General features: G+C 63.0%; 14 protein-coding genes. 8 read left to right on the top strand and 6 right to left on the bottom strand.

Going from position 1 to position 17,346, the window contains the following annotated elements:
* Positions 1–319 precede the first annotated feature (319 nt).
* The 6 genes from B0G81_RS03905 to B0G81_RS03880 all read right to left on the bottom strand — a co-directional run bounded on the left by B0G81_RS03905 (position 320) and on the right by B0G81_RS03880 (position 7,107).
* Positions 320–568, bottom strand: coding sequence for a hypothetical protein (locus tag B0G81_RS03905; protein WP_012425929.1), 249 nt, complete (start codon positions 566–568; stop codon positions 320–322).
* Between the two features lie 118 nt (positions 569–686).
* Entirely contained in the window at positions 687–1,733 is a 1,047-nt protein-coding gene (locus B0G81_RS03900; RefSeq protein WP_134133591.1) for a phytoene/squalene synthase family protein, read from the bottom strand.
* A 146-nt stretch (positions 1,734–1,879) separates the two neighbouring features.
* Positions 1,880–2,764, bottom strand: coding sequence for an amidohydrolase family protein (locus tag B0G81_RS03895; protein ID WP_106278733.1), 885 nt, complete (start codon positions 2,762–2,764; stop codon positions 1,880–1,882).
* Between the two features lie 44 nt (positions 2,765–2,808).
* Positions 2,809–4,710 (bottom strand): feruloyl-CoA synthase, encoded by a 1,902-nt coding sequence (locus B0G81_RS03890; protein WP_134133590.1) that lies wholly within the window; start codon positions 4,708–4,710, stop codon positions 2,809–2,811.
* Positions 4,711–4,746: 36 nt separating this feature from the next.
* Complete coding sequence (locus B0G81_RS03885; protein ID WP_134133589.1) at positions 4,747–6,198, bottom strand: aldehyde dehydrogenase; 1,452 nt, start codon at positions 6,196–6,198, stop codon at positions 4,747–4,749.
* An 81-nt stretch (positions 6,199–6,279) separates the two neighbouring features.
* Positions 6,280–7,107: a p-hydroxycinnamoyl CoA hydratase/lyase gene (locus B0G81_RS03880; protein WP_106278740.1), complete on the bottom strand. Its 828-nt coding sequence runs from the start codon at positions 7,105–7,107 to the stop codon at positions 6,280–6,282.
* A 164-nt stretch (positions 7,108–7,271) separates the two neighbouring features.
* On the opposite strand from B0G81_RS03880, the gene B0G81_RS03875 reads away from it, so the two are divergent.
* From B0G81_RS03875 to B0G81_RS03840, 8 genes are all read left to right on the top strand, one after another.
* The gene (locus B0G81_RS03875; protein ID WP_208328504.1) at positions 7,272–7,745 is read left to right on the top strand and encodes a MarR family transcriptional regulator; all 474 of its coding nucleotides are present in this window, start codon (positions 7,272–7,274) and stop codon (positions 7,743–7,745) included.
* A 348-nt stretch (positions 7,746–8,093) separates the two neighbouring features.
* Positions 8,094–9,323 (top strand): 3-(3-hydroxy-phenyl)propionate transporter MhpT, encoded by a 1,230-nt coding sequence (gene mhpT, locus B0G81_RS03870; protein WP_134142983.1) that lies wholly within the window; start codon positions 8,094–8,096, stop codon positions 9,321–9,323.
* A gap of 65 nt (positions 9,324–9,388) precedes the next feature.
* Positions 9,389–10,528 (top strand): porin, encoded by a 1,140-nt coding sequence (locus B0G81_RS03865; protein ID WP_116122960.1) that lies wholly within the window; start codon positions 9,389–9,391, stop codon positions 10,526–10,528.
* A 10-nt stretch (positions 10,529–10,538) separates the two neighbouring features.
* Positions 10,539–12,272, top strand: a complete 1,734-nt coding sequence (locus B0G81_RS03860) for a tannase/feruloyl esterase family alpha/beta hydrolase (RefSeq protein WP_134133587.1) — start codon at positions 10,539–10,541, stop codon at positions 12,270–12,272.
* Between the two features lie 362 nt (positions 12,273–12,634).
* Positions 12,635–14,110 (top strand): ATPase domain-containing protein, encoded by a 1,476-nt coding sequence (locus B0G81_RS03855; protein WP_134133586.1) that lies wholly within the window; start codon positions 12,635–12,637, stop codon positions 14,108–14,110.
* A 6-nt stretch (positions 14,111–14,116) separates the two neighbouring features.
* Positions 14,117–14,467: a response regulator gene (locus B0G81_RS03850; RefSeq protein WP_106278758.1), complete on the top strand. Its 351-nt coding sequence runs from the start codon at positions 14,117–14,119 to the stop codon at positions 14,465–14,467.
* 195 nt (positions 14,468–14,662) lie between these two features.
* Positions 14,663–16,099: an MFS transporter gene (locus B0G81_RS03845; RefSeq protein ID WP_134133585.1), complete on the top strand. Its 1,437-nt coding sequence runs from the start codon at positions 14,663–14,665 to the stop codon at positions 16,097–16,099.
* Positions 16,100–16,145: 46 nt separating this feature from the next.
* Positions 16,146–17,345 carry a CoA transferase gene (locus tag B0G81_RS03840; protein WP_134133584.1) on the top strand — a complete coding sequence of 400 codons (1,200 nt, stop codon included), beginning with the start codon at positions 16,146–16,148 and terminating at the stop codon, positions 17,343–17,345.
* The last annotated feature ends 1 nt before the right edge of the window (position 17,346 follow it).

Raw genomic sequence — 17,346 nt, 5'->3', positions numbered from 1 at the left:
ACCCGACCGTAACCAGCTATCAGGCGAATTGAACGGCACAGGCAAGAAGCCTTCTCGTGCGACGATCAACCGCCTGGCGCACCAGTAACCGGTGCGCGATGATTCAAAAACAAACTGGCCCGCGACCTGTATCTCCGATCGCGGGCCAGTTGTCTATTGGTTACCTCCGTCATCGGCCTCCCGATGGCTTCGCCTGGACCCTTCGCGGTCCGGGCGCTTTTTATTGGCGCTGCCGTTCCGCAGCGCCTTTGTCAGTATCGAAACGGAGCCCGCATTGGCGGACCGGAGCCGGTTTCAGATAATGGGCACGCGACCCGCGTCAGTCCCGTGCGATGAGATCGCCCACTTGACCGCGCCCGGTGACGAGACAGCTCGAAAGAAAATTCTCGCCTTGGCTGCTGGCCCCGATGTCTCCAAAGCCTTTTTTCAGCGCGTTCGATTTGACCATTTCCGCGCCTTGGTGACACGTTATTGTCCCCATCTCGCCCGCTTGCGCGCGCATCAGCGCTCTATCCGCCATCAGATAGCCGAGCAACAGCACTACGGCAATATTGAACGCTTGTCTCATGATTCGCCTCCTCTTTGGAAGAGACTAACGCGAACCATGAATACACGGTCCTAGGGGTTTCCCGATTGATGGCTATTCCATGATGCAGATTAAATCAGCTCTGCTTGTCTCGTCACCTTCAAAGCCGGGCTTCGATTTGCCTGATTCGCTTTTCAATGGCGTTGCGCACCAATCCATTCGAAGGCACCAGCAACAGTGACGACGCGATGATCTGATACACCTTATTCCGCCGCACTTTGGACACTCTCGGCGGATCAAGCCAGGCATCGTTGTCCACGAGCAGAAGCAGTGTCTCAAGGCCAATCAGGATCGGCCACAAACAGGCGAGCCGCAAACGCACGGAAAATGCGGGAATCGCCAGCGTGTAATCGAGGGCTTCGCGGAAATGATCGAGTGTCTTGCGCAAAAGCTCCACCATCAACGGCCGGGCACGCACCGAATTGGCCGGCACCAGCAAATCCTGCGCGCTTAGACCATATCGGTTGAGCAAGGTCTGCGGCAGATAACAGCGGCCGATCCGCAAATCCTTGCCGCAGTCGCGCAGCACGTTGGTCATCTGCAGCGCCTTGCCGAAGCGCACGCCGCGTCGTGCCATCGTCTCGGGCCGCTCCTTCAGTGTGCCGGGCATGTGCGCGTAGGTCATCGTGGTCCAGAATTCGCCGACGCAACCCGCCACCAGATACGTATAGCGGTCGAGTTCGTCGTATTCGCGCAGCGCCGCGATCTGACCGGAACGTTCGTCGGGGAACGTACGAAGATCAAACTCCATGCCTTCGGTCAGCGTCGAGACAATCTCGCGCACGGCCTTGCGATCCGATTCGCTCAGTTGCGACAACACAGCGAGCGCGGGTCCGAGCGATTCGAGCAGCACTTTCTCGTCCGACTGGTCCTGCTGCCCCGCTACTTCCGCGGCCATGCGTTGGAATAGCGCGCCGTCGTCCGTTGCGCCGTTCACCTGAGCACGCAGCGACAACAGCAAGGCGAGGCGTTGTTCCGGCGAGATCAGCGAGGTGTCCGCAATCGTGTCGGCCGCGCGCGCCAGCAGGTAAGCGAGTCCGATCGGATCGCGCATCCCGACGGGCAGCACGCGCAGGGTAAGATAAAAGGAGCGTGAAACGCCTTTCAGGAGCGGGCCGAGAAGGAAGGCCCGGGTCGAATTCGGCATGGATGGGATCAGGTCGGAGTTGTGCAAGAAGCAGGCAAAAAAACGGTCAAAAGCCGGGCGCTGCCGAATTGTATACGGCGAAGCGCCTCTCCCGTGCGCGGTAGACCTGTCCTGCCCCATCAGCCCTCTTACTGCTCCCTCGCCGCTCAGGCGTCTTGCTGAAGTCCCAGCACGCCGATTGCGTTCTGTTTGAGAATCAACGGCTGCACCTCTTCCCTGAACCCGACCTGCTTGAAATCCTCCAGCCAGCGGTCCGGTTGAATCAGCGGAAAATCCGAACCGAACAGCATCTTGCGCTTCAGCACCGTATTGGCGTGGCGGATCAACTCGGGCGAGAAATACTTCGGCGACCAGCCGGACAAGTCGATATAGACATTGGGCTTATGCAAGGCGATCGACAACGCCTGCTCCTGCCACGGCCACGACGGATGCGCGATCACGATGTTCATGTCGGGGAAATCCGCCGCGACGTCGTCGAGATGAATCGGCTCCGAATACTTCAGGCGCAGCCCGCCGCCGCCTCGCATGCCCGACCCCATGCCGGAATGGCCGCTGTGAAAAACCGCCGTGAGCCGATGTTCGGCGATCAGCTCGTACAGCGGATAAGCCAGCCGGTCGTTGGCAAAAAAAGCCTGCATCGTGGGATGAAACTTGAAACCACGCACGCCGTGTTCCTCGATCAGCTTGCGCGCTTCGCGCACACCCATCTTGCCCTTGTGCGGATCGATGCTGGCAAAGGCGATCATGATGTCGCTGTTCTTCTGCGCGAATTCGGCGATCTCCTCATTCGGTATGCGACGCCGCCCGAGGTTCGCTTCGCAGTCCACGGTGAACATCACGAAGCCGATCTTGCGCTCCCGATAGTGGTCGATGGTTTCGGGAATCGTCGGCCGCCGCCCGAGTTTCAGCACGGTGCCGAAGTACTTGTCGGCGGCATCGTCGAATTCCTTGCCGAACAGATCCGGCGGCTGGCAGCACGAAACCTCCGCGTGCACGTGCGTGTCGATTGCGACGAGTTGATCGAGATTCATCCACCTTTCCCTGTGTGATTCCGCGGCGAGCACGTCACGTTGCGTCACGTCGCGCCGCATGCGCTCGCGACAATCACCGCGGGATCGCGCGGCCCCGCGTCATACATCGCCTCGACGAGCGCCGCACGGTGCGTCAACACCGCGCGCTGGTTGATTGAGCCTTTGTCGGTGATCTCGCCGAGATCGAGCGACGGCGCAAGGTCCATGAGCCGCAGACGCGCGATGGTCGTCGCGCCGCCCGTGGCGCCGCGATTGAGCGTGTCGAGCAGCGCGGCGAAGTGCGCACGCACGGCGGGTGCTTCGACCACCTCTTGCGCGCTCGCCGAAGCGGGCAAGCGAGCCAGCCGCTTGCAATCGTCGACGCGCGGAAAGACCAGCAGGCCCACATCGTCGCGATTCATGCCGGTGACCACCACGTCCTGCACATAAGGTGCGCCTTCGGAGATCACGCGTGCCCGCATCGGACCCACGCTCACGAAGGTGCCCGAACTCAGCTTGAAGTCTTCCGCGATACGCCCGTCGAACAGCAGTCCGAGTTCGGGTCGCGTCACGTCGACAAAGCGCAAGGCGTCGCCGCTGCGGAAATAGCCTTCTTCGTCGAACGCGTTTTCCAACTCCGCCGCGTCGGCGCGCCAATATCCGGCCATGACGTGCGGCCCGCGATAACGCGCCTCGAGCTTGTCGCCGACCGGCGCGAGTTTGACTTCGCAGCCATGCGCAGGCAGCCCCACATAGCCCGCGCGCATGATCGGCCCCGTGGTGAACAGACACGAAGGCGAGGTCTCCGTCATGCCGAGTCCGGCCATGATGCGTATGCGCTCGCCGCAATATGTTTCAGTGACGCGTTCGAGCCTGTCCCACGCTGCTTGCGACAGGCCGGCACCTGAGAAGAAATAGACCTTCACGCGCGAGAAGAATGTCTCGCGCAATTGCTCGTCGCGTTCCAGTGCGATCGCCAGTTCCTCCCAACCCTTCGGCACGTTGAAGTAGATGGTCGGCGCGATTTCACGCAGATTGCGCAGTGTTTCCTCAAATTTGCCGTTGACCGGTTTGCCGTCGTCGATATAAAGAGTGCCGCCGTTGTAGAGCGCGATACCTGCGTTATGGCTGCCGCCGAACGTATGGTTCCAGGGCAGCCAGTCGACCAGCACCGGCGGCTCCTTCGCGAACTCGGGAAACGTTTCGAGCAGCATCTGCTGATTGCTGCACAACATGCGGTGCGTGGTCGGTACTGCCTTCGGCAGCTTGGTTGAACCGGAGGTGAACAGAAATTTGGCGATCGCGTCCGGGCTCACCGTGGCGTGAACGGAGTCGACCGTGGTGGGCGTTGTGTTCAGCAGGTCGTCGAACGAGGTCACGTTGCGTGCCGCCGGCTGTTCTCGCGGCAATTTCGCGGCCATCACTTCGACATCGGAAGACACGGTTGCGTCGATTGCCTTGGCGAACGTATCGTAGGCGCTTGCAAACACGAGACCGGGTGTCAGCAAATCGATCGTATGGCGCAGCTTGCCGAAGTCGCCGGAAGCAAGCGCATAAGCGGGCGAAATCGCGGCGTAGGGAATGCCCGCCCACATCGCCCCGAGCGCAAGTTGCAGATGTTCCAGATCGTTGCCCGACAGGATCACGACGGGCCGCTCAGCGGAGAGATCGCGTGCGAGCAGCGCCTGGCCGATTGCGCGCGCGCTTTGCAAAGCCTTCGCGTAGCTCAGGCCGATCCATTGACCATCGCTGCCGCGACGCGCCGCCAGCCATCGTTCGGGATGCGCCTGCGCGCCGCTCACGAGCCGCTCGGTCATACGTTGCGGATGCGTGCCGAGCGGTTCGGCCGCGCGCAAATACCACGTGTCGCCCTGCCGCTGCGTATGCAACGACGAAGCGCCGATCGTCGTCGCCCGGTAGCGCTTCGGCGCATCGGGGGTGTTCGGTTGTATCGGCTCGGAATGCAAAGCCTGTCTCCTCTGTGAAAAGCGCGATCGCAACGATCAGATCGGATAATGCCGAAGTCCGGTTTGAATCGTGATCCAACGCAGATCCGTGAACTCTGCAATCGACGCCTTGCTGCCGAATCGCCCGTAACCGCTTTTCTTCACACCGCCGAACGGCATCTGCGCTTCATCGTGCACGGTCGGACCGTTGATATGGCAGATACCCGATTCGATACGCTTCGCCACGTTCAACGCGCGCGACACATCGCGGCTGAATACCGCTGCCGAGAGTCCGTACTCGCTGTCGTTGGCGATTCGAATCGCTTCCTCGTCGCCGTCCACGCGTTGCACCGTCACCACCGGCCCGAACGATTCTTCCGCATACAGCTTCATGGCAGGCGTGATGCCGTCTACGATCACCGGCTGCATCGCGGCGCCGTCGACCGTGCAGCCAACGGGCAACTTGGCGCCCTTCTCGTGCGCATCCTCGATCAACGTCTTGATGCGTTGCGCGGCGGCTGCGCTTTCGAGCACGCCGAGCACGGAATCGGCAGCGGCCGGATCGCCCGCTTTCAAAGTCCGCGCTTTCGCCGCGAGCTTCTCCACCAACGCATCCGCAATTTTCCGGTCGACGATCACGCGCTCCGTCGACATGCAAATCTGCCCCTGGTTGAAGAACGCGCCGAACGCGATGCCGGCCACCGCCGCGTCCAGATCAGCGTCGTCGAGCACGACCACCGGCGCCTTGCCGCCGAGTTCCAGCAACGCCGGCTTCAGATGCGACGCTGCATGTTGCGCGACAATGCGCCCCACTCGCGTCGAACCGGTGAAATTCACGCGACGTACCGCCGGATGCGCGATCAGCCGCTCGACGATCGCCGGTGCATCTTCAGCGGAATGCGTGATCACGTTGACTACGCCGTCGCCGAGACCGGCTTCCTGCAGCACGCTGCCGATCAGCCGATGCACGCCGGGACAGCCTTCGGATGCCTTGAGCACGACCGTGTTGCCGCACGCGAGCGGCATGGCAATGGCCCGCGTGCCGAGGATAACCGGCGCGTTCCACGGCGCCATGCCGAGCACCACGCCGCATGGCTGGCGCACCGCCATCGCGAGACTGCCTGGCACGTCGGAGGGAATCACGTCGCCGTCGATCTGCGTGGTCATGGCGGCGGCTTCGCGCAGCATGTTGGCGGCGAGCATGACGTTGAAGCCGTACCAGTTCGGCATCGCGCCGGTTTCGGCGACACCGGTTTCGATGAACTGCGCGGTGCGGGCATCCATCAGATCGGCCGCTGCCAGCAGTCGCTTGCGGCGCTCGGTCGGCGCCAGCGCCGACCAGGCCGGAAAGGCCCGCGACGCCGCTTCGACCGCGGCGTCGGCATCGGCCAGCGTGGCCCCCGCCGCGCGCGACGCAGCCTGGCCGCTCGCCGGATTAATCCGCTCGAAGGTCTTGCCGTCCGCTGCGCCACGGCTTTCGCCGCCAATCAACAAAGTCACTTCATGCATGTCTGTCGTCTCCTCGCTGTCTGTCTTGCTGCATCTCTCGTCGTAGTCTGCGTGAATTGAAATCCACGCCGATGCGACCGATCAGCGCTTGTACGTTTGCAGACCCGGCTTGATCGCCTTGTCGTCGAGGAACTGCTTGAGGCCCTGTTCGCGGCCGCCTTCCGGATCACGCAGCTGCGCCTGATCGAGCTTGGCGTACAGGTAGTCTTCGTTCTGATCCCACGTCAATTCGCGGCAACGCTTGAATCCATGCTTGGCGGCGCGCAACACCACCGGATTCTTTTCGAGCAGTTTGCCGGCGAGCGCACGCGTCACCTCGCGCAACTCGGCACGCGGCACGCTCTTGTTGACGAGGCCCATCTGCGCCGCTTCCTGACCGGTGAAGGTCTCGCCCGTCATGATGTAATACAGCGCCTGACGATGCCCGACGGTATCGGCCATTGCTTTGCTCACCAGATTGCCCGGCGGAATGCCCCAATTGATTTCGGAGAGACCGAACGTGGCTTCGTCGGCGGCGATCGCCAGGTCGCATGCCACCAGCGGCGAGAAGCCGCCACCGAAGCACCAGCCGTTGACCATCGCAATGGTCGGCTTCGCGTACATGCGCAGCAGTTGCCATTGCCAGCGGCACGCGTCGCGGCGAATCTTTTCCTGCAGGATCTCGGGGCCGGCGTCGACTTCGCGGAAATATTCCTTCAGGTCCATGCCGGCTGTCCATGCGTCGCCTTCGCCCGTGAGCACCAGAACCTGCGCTTCGGCGTCGAGTTCAACGGCTTCGAGCACCTCGATCATTTCCTTGTTCAGCGTTGGGCTCATGGCGTTGCGCTTCTCGGGCCGATTGAACGAAACCCATGCGATTCCTTCCGCGACATCCACCTTGACGGTTTTCCAACGGCCTTCATAACTCATCTGTTTTCTCCGTGAACGTTGGCCGCGACCGCGGCCTGATGAACGCATTTAATATCAGGCTGCCTGATATGTAAAGTGGAAATTCGTAAGCTCGGTGCAAACCCCTAGCAGCGAAATTCGGGGCGAGGCACGCTAAGATGCCGGATAGACCGAACCTACTGTCCATGATGAGCAAAAATCAAAATACGCCTGCCGAGCCTGCCGCCGCGCGCACTCGCCGTTCCAGCCTGCGCCTGACCTATGTGATCGGCAGTCTCGACCGCATCCTGCGGCGCCGCATGACGGAAGCGCTCGCGCCGCTCGGCCTGACGCTCGCGCAATTCACCGCGCTTTCCGTGCTCGAAGCCAAAGGGCAGGCGTCCAATGCGCAGGTCGCCGAGCGTTCGTTCATCACGCCGCAATCGGCCAATGAAGTGATGAACGCGATGGCCGCCCGCAACTGGGTGAGCCGCGAACCGGATCCGACGCACGGCCGCATCGTGCTGCTGCAACTCACGGACGAAGGGCGCGCCGTGTTGCGCGAATGCGAGCAGGCCGTGAAAACCATCGAAAAGCAGATGATGGAAGGCATCGAGCTCGATGCCGCCGGCGCGGTTCAAACTCACCTCGAAACTTTCGTTCGTAATCTGCGCGGCTAGATCCGCGCACGCCACACCGCCGAATTGCTAGGTGTTTTCACCGAACAATTTGCGCTTGTGTTATCAGCCTACCTGATATTAAATCCAGTCCACGATGCAGCGTGTGGAGACGCGCCGCCTCGCCTCGAAGCAAACGCACCGTCGTCTGGCCATCGAAACGATGCGCCGCGCGCGGCGGTGTTCGCTGCGCTGCTGCCGGGCATTCCATCGCGGCCTCGACGATGACATGACGCCCGCTTGCCGAACCTGTCTGTCGTGCGGACAGCGACTCGGCATCTGCTGTCTTCCAGCGAAACCGGAAAACCACGCCATTTAATAAGGATCACTAACGTGAAAAGAGCCGGAACATTGAATTCGACCGAAGCCACCGCGGTCCCGGCGACGCCGAGCCGGACAGGCGCCTTCGTCACCCTTGGATTGTGCTTTGCCATCGCCCTGCTCGAAGGACTCGACCTGCAGTCGGTCGGCGTCGCCGCGCCGCGCATGGCACGCGAGTTCGGCCTTTCCGTCGCGCAGATGGGACTGGCGTTCAGCGCCGGCACCTTCGGCTTGCTGCCGGGTGCGATGTTCGGCGGACGGCTCGCCGATCGCATCGGCCGTAAGCGCGTGCTGGTGATATCCGCTTGCCTGTTCGGCCTGCTGTCGATCATGACCGCGCTGGTGAGCGACTTTCACACGCTCGTGATCGTGCGAGTGCTGACAGGTATCGGACTCGGCGGTGCGTTGCCGAATCTGATCGCGTTGTCGTCGGAAGCGGTCGAACCGCGCTCGCGCAGCACCGCCGTGAGCGTGATGTATTGCGGCATTCCGTTCGGCGGCGTGATCGCGTCGGTGATCGGCGTGTTGAGTGCGGGCGACACCGAATGGCGTCACATTTTCTATGTCGGCGGTGCGGGGCCGCTCGTGCTGGTGCCGCTGCTGCTCGCATTCCTCGCGGATTCGAAGGCATTCACCAAGGCATCACGCGATGGACAAGCCAAGCCCGCGCCGGTCGGCGAAATCCTGTTCGGCGGCACGCGCGGGCTCTCCACCGTGCAGATCTGGGTCAGCTACTTCTGCACGCTGATCGTCCTCTACTTTCTGCTCAACTGGCTGCCCTCGTTGATGGCCGCGAGCGGTCTGACGCGCGCGCAAGTCGGCTACGTGCAGATCTTTTTCAACATCGGCGGCGGGATGGGCGCGCTGTGCATCGGCATGTTGATGGATCGCATCCGCTCGGGCGTCGTGGTGGCCGGTATGTATGTCGGAATCATCGCTTCGCTCGCGACGCTTTCGACGGCGCACGGCTTCGGCGCGCTCGCGGCCTCTGCTTTCTTCGCGGGGATGTTCGTGATCGGCGGCCAATCGGTGCTGTATGCGCTTTCCGCCGCGTTCTACCCGACGGCCATGCGCGGCACCGGCGTCGGCGCGGCAGTGGCGGTGGGCCGCATCGGCTCCGTGGTCGGGCCGCTCGCGGCGGGTCAATTGCTGGCGATGGGCCGCAGTTCGTCGACCGTGATCGGCGCGAGCATTCCTGTCACGCTGATCGCGGCAGCCGCCGCGCTGCTCCTGCTGCGCCGCCCACGCGCCGACGACTGACCATCGGCACAAGAACACCCAACAACAACAACACACATTCATTCAACGGTTCGGAGACACCCTTCATGCAAGCATCCGCACGTCTATTACTCTGCGGCGCACTGTGCACCGTCAGCGGCGCGGCAGCGGCCCAATCGAGCGTGACGCTCTACGGCATTATCGATACCGGCATCGAATACGTTTCGCACGCGAACGCCGCGGGCAAGAGCGTGTTCCGCATGCCGTCGGTCACGGGCGAATTGCCTTCGCGCTGGGGTCTGCGCGGCAACGAAGACCTGGGCGGCGGCTATAGCGCGGTATTCACGCTGGAAAGCGGCTTCAACGTGCGCGCCGGCGATCTCGGTCAGGGCGGACGGCTGTTCGGGCGTCAGGCGTTCGTCGGCATCAAGAGTCCGTACGGCACGGTCTCGTTCGGCCGTCAGTACACGATGACGTACCTCGCACTGATGGGCGCGGACCTGATCGGCCCCGACATCTACGGCCTGGGCTCGCTCGACGCCTACGTGCCGAATGCCCGCGCCGACAACTCGGTGGTGTACCTCGGCAGCTATGCGGGCGTGACGTTCGGTGCGAACTACTCGTTCGGCCGCGACTCGGCCGGCACCGGCAACTCGCCGGGCCAGGGCACGTGTACGGGGTCGGTCGCCGGACAGCCGACTCAATGCCGCGAATGGTCCGTGATGCTGAAGTACGACGCGCCGCTGTTCGGCGTCGCGGCGTCGTATGAAGAGCAGCGTGGCGGCAGCACCGCGGCGGCGAACTTCTTCGACGGCATCGCGCCGACTCCGCTCACCAGCGCCGCTGACAAGGACATCCGCACGCATGTGAGCGCCTACGCGAACCTCGGCAAAGGAAAGCTCGGCGTGGGATGGCTCAACCGCCGCGTCGAACCGGGGGCGGAAACAATTGCCAGCGTGCGCTCGAATCTGTTCTTCGTCGCCGCGTCGTACAACGTGACGCCCGCTTTCATCGTCGACGGCGAGGTTTATCACATCACCAATAGCGAGCACGACACGCGCGCCACGATGGGCACGCTGCGCACCACCTATCTGCTTTCGAAGCGCACCGCTGTGTACGCCCAGGGCTCGTATCTCGCCAACAGCGCGAAGGCGCGCTACTCGGTCAGCGCGGGCGGCGGCGGCACGACGCCCACGGCAGGCACCGGCCAGACCGGTGTGATGGTTGGCGTTCGTCATTCGTTCTAGGAGACACAGCATGAAGTGCACCGCTATCGCGCTTGCGGCCGCCGCAGCGCTCACACTCGCCGCGTGCGGCGGCAACGATCTCGGCAGCGCCGCCAACAGCAGCGCCAACAGCTCCGCGTTGCCGCAACTGAGCGCGGCCACGCCCGGTACGCTTGCGGGCAATTGCGCCGCACTCGCCGCGAAGCTCAGCTTCGCCAATACCGTCTTCACCACCGTATCGGATGTCGCGGCAGGCACGCTCAAAGTAGCCGGCAAACCGATCGCCGAACATTGCCTGATTCAAGGCCGCATGAATCAGCGGGTCAGCAGCGTCGACGGCAAGACCTATGCGATCGGCTTCGAGATGCGCCTGCCGATTGCGTGGAATGGGCGTTTCTTCTATCAGGCCAACGGCGGTCTCGACGGCAATGTGGTCACGGCCACCGGCGAGATCGGCGGCGGCGGTCCCATCAGCGACGCGCTCAACATGGGCTTCGCAGTCATCAGCTCCGATGCGGGGCATAGCTCGGCGCAAAATCCGCTGTTCGGTCTGGACCCGCAGGCGCGCATCGACTACGGCTACAACGCAGTCGCCACGCTCACGCCGATGGCCAAGCAGGTCATCAAGCTCGCTTATGGCAAGGCGCCGGATCGCAGCTATTTCGACGGCTGCTCTAACGGTGGACGTCATGCAATGGTCGCGGCGGCACGCTCGTCGGCGGAATATGACGGCATCATTGCGGGCGATCCGGGCTTTCATTTGCCGAAGGCGGCCGTCGGCGAAATGTGGAGCGCGCAGCAGTTCGCGAAAGTGGCAACCGCGACGACCTCGAACGGCCTGCCCGATATTACGACCGGCTTCACCGCCGCGGAACGTCAAATGGTGGCGTCGAAAATACTGTCAAAGTGCGATGCGCTCGACGGCGTCAGCGACGGCCTCATTCAGGATATCAAGGCATGCCAGGCGAACTTCAGCCTTGCTACCGATGTCCCCACCTGCACGAACAACGTCCGCGACGGCACGTGTTTGACGAGCGCGCAGAAGGACGCCGTCGGCAATGTGTTCTCCGGCGCGCGCAACAGTGCGGGCACGGCCCTCTATGCAAGCTTCCCATACGACGCCGGACTCGGCCCTGGCTGGTCCGGGTGGAAGCAGGGCAACTCGATCACACTCGACCCGGCTGCGGCGGCCTTCACGTTCACCACGCCGCCGCAGACCGCTTCCGTGTTGAGCCAGTTGTCCGCGTATGCGCTGAACTTCAGCATGGACACCGACGCGCCGAAGATCTTCGCCACCAGCGGCGCGTATAGCGAGTCGGCCTGGTCGTTCATGACGCCGCCCGACGAAACCAATCTAAGCGCATTGAAGCAGCGCGGCGCGAAGCTGATGGTCTATCACGGCACGAGCGACCCGGTGTTTTCATCGAACGACACGACCGACTGGTATCAACGGCTCACAGCCGCCAATAGCGGCGACGCGTCGAACTTCGCGCGTCTTTACACGATTGCCGGCATGAACCATTGCAGCGGCGGTCCGAGCACCGACCAGTTCGACATGCTCACGCCGCTCGTCGCATGGGTCGAACAGGGCAAGGCGCCGGACAGCGTGGTCGCCACTGCGCGCGACGCAGGCAATGCCGTGCCGAACTCGGACGTGCCCGCCGCCTGGGGCGCGGGACGCACGCGGCCGCTTTGCCCGTATCCGAAAGTGGCGCGCTATCAGGGCGGCGACGTCAACGCCGCGAGTAGTTTCGCTTGCAGCTGAGCTTGTAGATGAACTACGAGCGGGCCGTCGGCCCGCTTCGCTGTCCCGCCTCGCGCATGGAATGTGCTTGTGTACTACCGCCTGCGCGAGGCGCGGCCCCGTCTCTCCTCATCCCTGCATCGCGTTGAAAGATTCACCGCGATTCGGCGGTCGGCACTGCTCCTCCTCCCGCGCCTCGCACCTTTACCCGACTTACGGTTCGCCAAGCGCCTCGCCGCCAGGTAGAATCCCCTGCATCTCATGCCGACGCACAGCGTCGCCGCCCAGGAGCGGGAACGCGGATTGCTGATTATAGTAATTTGAGCAATGGACGGTTCCTGTGCGAGCGATCGCTTCTCCGCACTTTGAACGACTCTTCGACAATGACTAACGACGAATCTCAGACGTCTCCCCGATCCAACGTGGAAACGGGTGTCCCCGGTCTCGACGAGATCCTGGGCGGAGGTCTGGTCCGCGGCGGCGTGTATCTGCTCGAAGGCATGGCCGGCGCCGGCAAGACGATCCTGTCGAGCCAGATTGGTTTTCATCGTGTAAGCCAGGGCGAAAAGGTGCTGTACATGACCTTGATCGCCGAATCGCACGACAAGTTGCTGGGTCATCTCAAGGGTCTGAGCTTCTTCGACGAAAACGCGGTCGCCCAGCAGATGCTATTCGTGTCCGGCTATCACGAACTGATGAAGGACGGCCTCGACGGCTTCCTCAAGCTGATTGCCTCGATCATTTACGATTACCGCCCGAGCCTGATGATCATCGACGGGTTTCGGAGCGCGCGCGAATTCAGCGAGACCGAACTGTCGCTGTCCAAGTTCATCCACGAACTGAATGCACTGGTCGCGGCCATGGATTGCACGACCTTGCTGCTCGCGCCGCTCTCTGGCAACGAACCGCATCCGGAACATACGCTCGTCGACGGCCTGATCGAACTGAACCGCTACAGCGACGGCATGCGCCGCGCGCGCGAAATCGAAGTCCACAAGATGCGCGCGCGCAATCATTTGATGGGCAAGCATTTCTTCCGCATCGCCGAGAGCGGGCTCCTCATGTTCCCGCGCCTGGAAGCGCAGGGCGCCCTGCCGCCGGGCCCTGTGGATCTGAAAACGCGGCTCGGCTTCGGCCTGCCGCATCTCGACGCCCTGCTCGGCGGCGGCTTTGCGCAAGGCTCTACGACTACGCTGATCGGGCCGTCGGGCGTCGGCAAGACACTCCTTTGTCTGCAGTTTCTCGCAGCCGGCATCGCGCGCGGCGAGCGTTGCGTGTACCTCGGTTTCTACGAAGGACCGCAGCGGCTGGTCGGCAAGGCTGAAGCCGTGTCGATCGGACTCGCGGACGCGTATGCGGACGGCCGGCTCGTGATTCAATGGCAGCCGGCCGTCGAACTCGCTGTCGACGAACTCGCCGCCACCGCGCTCGCCACGGTCAAGAAAATCGGCGCGTCGCGTATCGTTATAGACGGCGTGGAGGGTTTCCGCGATTCCGCGTTGCGCACCGAGCGCTTCGGTCTGTTCCTGAATGCGCTGCTACACCAGCTTCGCGAAGCCTGCATCACCACGCTGCTGACCGAGGAGTTGCCGCTTTACGCCGATCCCGGCCACGCGAAGAGCGTGCGCGTTTCGGCGCTGACCGAAAACCTCGTGCTGCTGCGTTATGCCGAAACTGAAACGGGTCTGCGCCGCATGATTTCGGTGGTCAAGCAGCGTGAAAGCGCCCACGACACATCCCTGCGCGAGCTCGTGATTTCGTCCCAAGGCCTCGACGTGATCGAAAACTCGGGGAGCCCCGCCAGCCTGCATTCGCCGGGCGGCCTGTCGGCTACGCTGCCGCAGCGAAGAAATACCTAGCCGCCCATGAAAACCATTCTGGTCGTGGACGACGAATTCGACATCCTGACTGTCTGGCGGCTGCTGCTGGAGCGGCACGGCTATACCGTGCTGACGGCGTCGAACGGGGCCGCCGCGCTCGAACAGATACGCAAGACCCGACCCGACATCATCGTGTCGGACTGCATGATGCCGATCATGTCGGGGCTGCAATTGTGCGCGGCGCTGAACGCCGATGCCGACCTGCGTGCCATTCCGATCATTCTGTGCAGCGCGGCCGCGGATATCCCCGTGCAGCCGAATCCCCGCATCGAATACGCGCGCAAGCCGCTTTCATTCGACACGCTGCTGGCCATGCTTCAGCGCATGACCGCATAAAGCGTTGGGGCGCCGGAGTGCCCCATCCGGCGTGCCGGCGCGAGCGCCCAGCCGCAGGCGCTATTTCTCCTCTCTAGGTAAAACCCCGAATTCCCCGCTACCGGCCACACCGACTACTCTCGGCACACCCATTAAATAGAACATCGTTCTGTCTAACAGAACGATACCGACGAGAGACACCGAAGGAGATATTCCATGGCAAGCCTGCCGATCGACGATGCATCCGGCGCGTCGCCCCACTCAAGCGCCGACGCGCCGGCGCTCACGCCCGGCGTCAACGCGCGCATCGACCGCCTGCCCGCGACGCGCGCGGTGTGGATGCTGGTGTTCCTGCTGTCGATCGGCGGCTGGTTCGAGTTTTACGATTTGTTCTTCACCGCGTACGTCGGGCCCGGCCTCGTCAAAAGCGGGGTTTATTCGACGACCACCGCGTCGTTCTTCGGCGTGTCCGGTCTCGGCGCGTTCGTGGCGGCTTCGTTTGCCGGGCTCTTCATCGGCACGTTTTTTCTGGCGGGCATGGCCGACCGCTACGGCCGCAAGACCGTGTTCACCGTGTCGTTGCTGTGGTACTCCGCCGCGACGCTGATCATGGCGCTGCAAAGCACGGCGCCCGCTATCAATCTGTGGCGCCTGATTGCCGGCATCGGCGTGGGCGTCGAACTGGTGACGATCGACACTTACGTCAGCGAACTCGTGCCTAAACATTTGCGCGGACGAGCGTTTGCATTCGTGCATCTGGTGCAGTACACCGCGGTGCCGTCGGTCGCGTTTCTCGCGTGGTGGCTGGTGCCGCTCACGCCGTTCGGACTCGACGGCTGGCGCTGGGTTGTGATCATCGGCGCATTGGGCGCGGTGGTGGTGTGGGCGATTCGCCGACGCCTGCCGGAAAGTCCGCGCTGGCTCGCGCAACAGGGCCGCGCCGCCGAGGCCGAGCAGGTGCTGCAGGCGCTGGAAGCGAAAGTCGCCGCGCAATACGGCAAGCCGTTGCCGCCTGCCGTGCCGACCGTCGAACCGGCGACCACCAAGGCCGCCTTCCGCGAAATCTGGCAACCGCCGTATCGCAAACGCGCGATCACGATGCTCGTTTTCAATCTGTTCCAGGCAATCGGTTTTTACGGCTTCGCCTCGTGGGTGCCGACGCTGCTCGTCTCCAAAGGCGTGACGATTACACACAGTCTGCTGTACTCGTTCGTGATCGCGGTGTCGAATCCGTTCGGACCGCTGATCGGCATGGCGATCGCGGACCGCATCGAACGGAAGAGGTTGATCGTGCTGTCGGCACTCGGCATCGCGGTGTTCGGCAGCCTGTTCGCAACGCAAACCTCGCCTGCCATGCTGATGACGCTCGGCGTGCTGATCACGCTGAGCGGCACGCTGCTCTCGGTCGGCTATCACGCGTACCAGACCGAACTCTTCCCGACGCGTCTGCGGGCGCGCGCCGTCGGCTTCGTCTACTCGATGTCGCGTCTGTCAGCCATGTTCTCCGGCTTCATGATCGCGTTCGCACTGCGTCACTTCGGCGTAAGCGGTGTGTTTGCGTTGATCAGCGCGTCGATGGTGATGGTGATGGGCGCGATCGGTATCTTCGGGCCGCGGACCAACCATCGCAATCTCGACGAGATTTCGCATTGAACGCATTGAACGCATTGCATCGCATTCCGAACAAGAGGTTTTGAACATGACGCTGCCGTTGGCTGGAGTCCGCGTACTGGACTTATCGAATGTATTGGCCGGCCCGTTTTGCGCGTATCAACTCGCGTTGCTCGGCGCCGAAGTGATCAAGGTCGAGCATCCGGAAGGCGGCGATCTGGCGCGGCGCCTGGGCGCCGACAAGGACGCGTCGGCGCGCAACATGGGCGCCTCGTTCGTCGCCGTGAACGCGGGCAAGCAATCCGTCACGCTCAATCTGAAAGACCCGCGTGGCAAGGCGATTCTGCGCGATCTCGTGAAAACCGCGGACGTGCTGGTCGAAAATTTCCGGCCCGGCGTGATGACGCGTCTCGGCCTCGATTTCGAGGCGCTGCGCGAGGTCAATCCGAAGCTCGTGTATTGCGCGATCTCCGGCTTCGGCATGGACGGCGAGTTTTCGAAGCGCCCTGCTTACGATCAGATCATTCAGGGTATTTCCGGCGTGATGAGCGTGACCGGCGATGCAGACAGCGCCCCGTTGCGCGTCGGCTATCCGGTGTCGGACACGGTGGGTGGCCTCACGGCGGCGTTCGGCATTTGCGCCGCGCTGCTCGACGCGCGCACCACGGGACATGGCCGCTTGCTCGATGTGTCGATGCTCGAAGCCACGCTCGCGACAATGGGATGGGTCGTCTCGAACTTCCTGAACGCCGGCGTCACGCCGACGCCGATGGGCAACGAGAACTTCACCGCCGCGCCGTCCGGTACTTTCAAAACCGGCGACGGCCCGCTCAATATCGCCGCTAACGAAAACAGACAGTTCGCGAGCTTGTGTCAGTTGATCGACCGAGCGGATCTGCTCGACGATCCGCGTTTTTCCGAGCGCAACGCGCGCAAGGTGAATCGCGCCGCATTGAAAGCGGAAATCGAAACGGCACTCGCGCGCGACAGCGCCGCGAACTGGGAGGCCCGTTTCTTTGAAGCCGGCGTGCCGGCCGGCCGCGTGATGTCGGTGCCGGAGATTCTCGCGCATCCGCATCTGGAGTCGCGCGGCTTCATCCGCGAATTCGCCGCGGACGCCAATACGGACCGCCAGCGCGTGACTCGCGCGGGTTTTCGTCTGCACGATGCTGACACGGCGCCGAGCACACCCGCGCCGGTTCTCTCGGCCCACACACATGAACAGCTCGCCGCGCTCGGTTACGACGACGCACATATCGATCAACTACGCGCCGAAGGAGTGATCTGAA

The sequence above is a fragment of the Paraburkholderia sp. BL6665CI2N2 genome (genome assembly GCF_004366535.1).
Taxonomy (GTDB): domain Bacteria; phylum Pseudomonadota; class Gammaproteobacteria; order Burkholderiales; family Burkholderiaceae; genus Paraburkholderia.
Note: the sequence above shows the minus strand (reverse complement) of the source record. Positions and strands in the feature narration are given on the sequence as shown.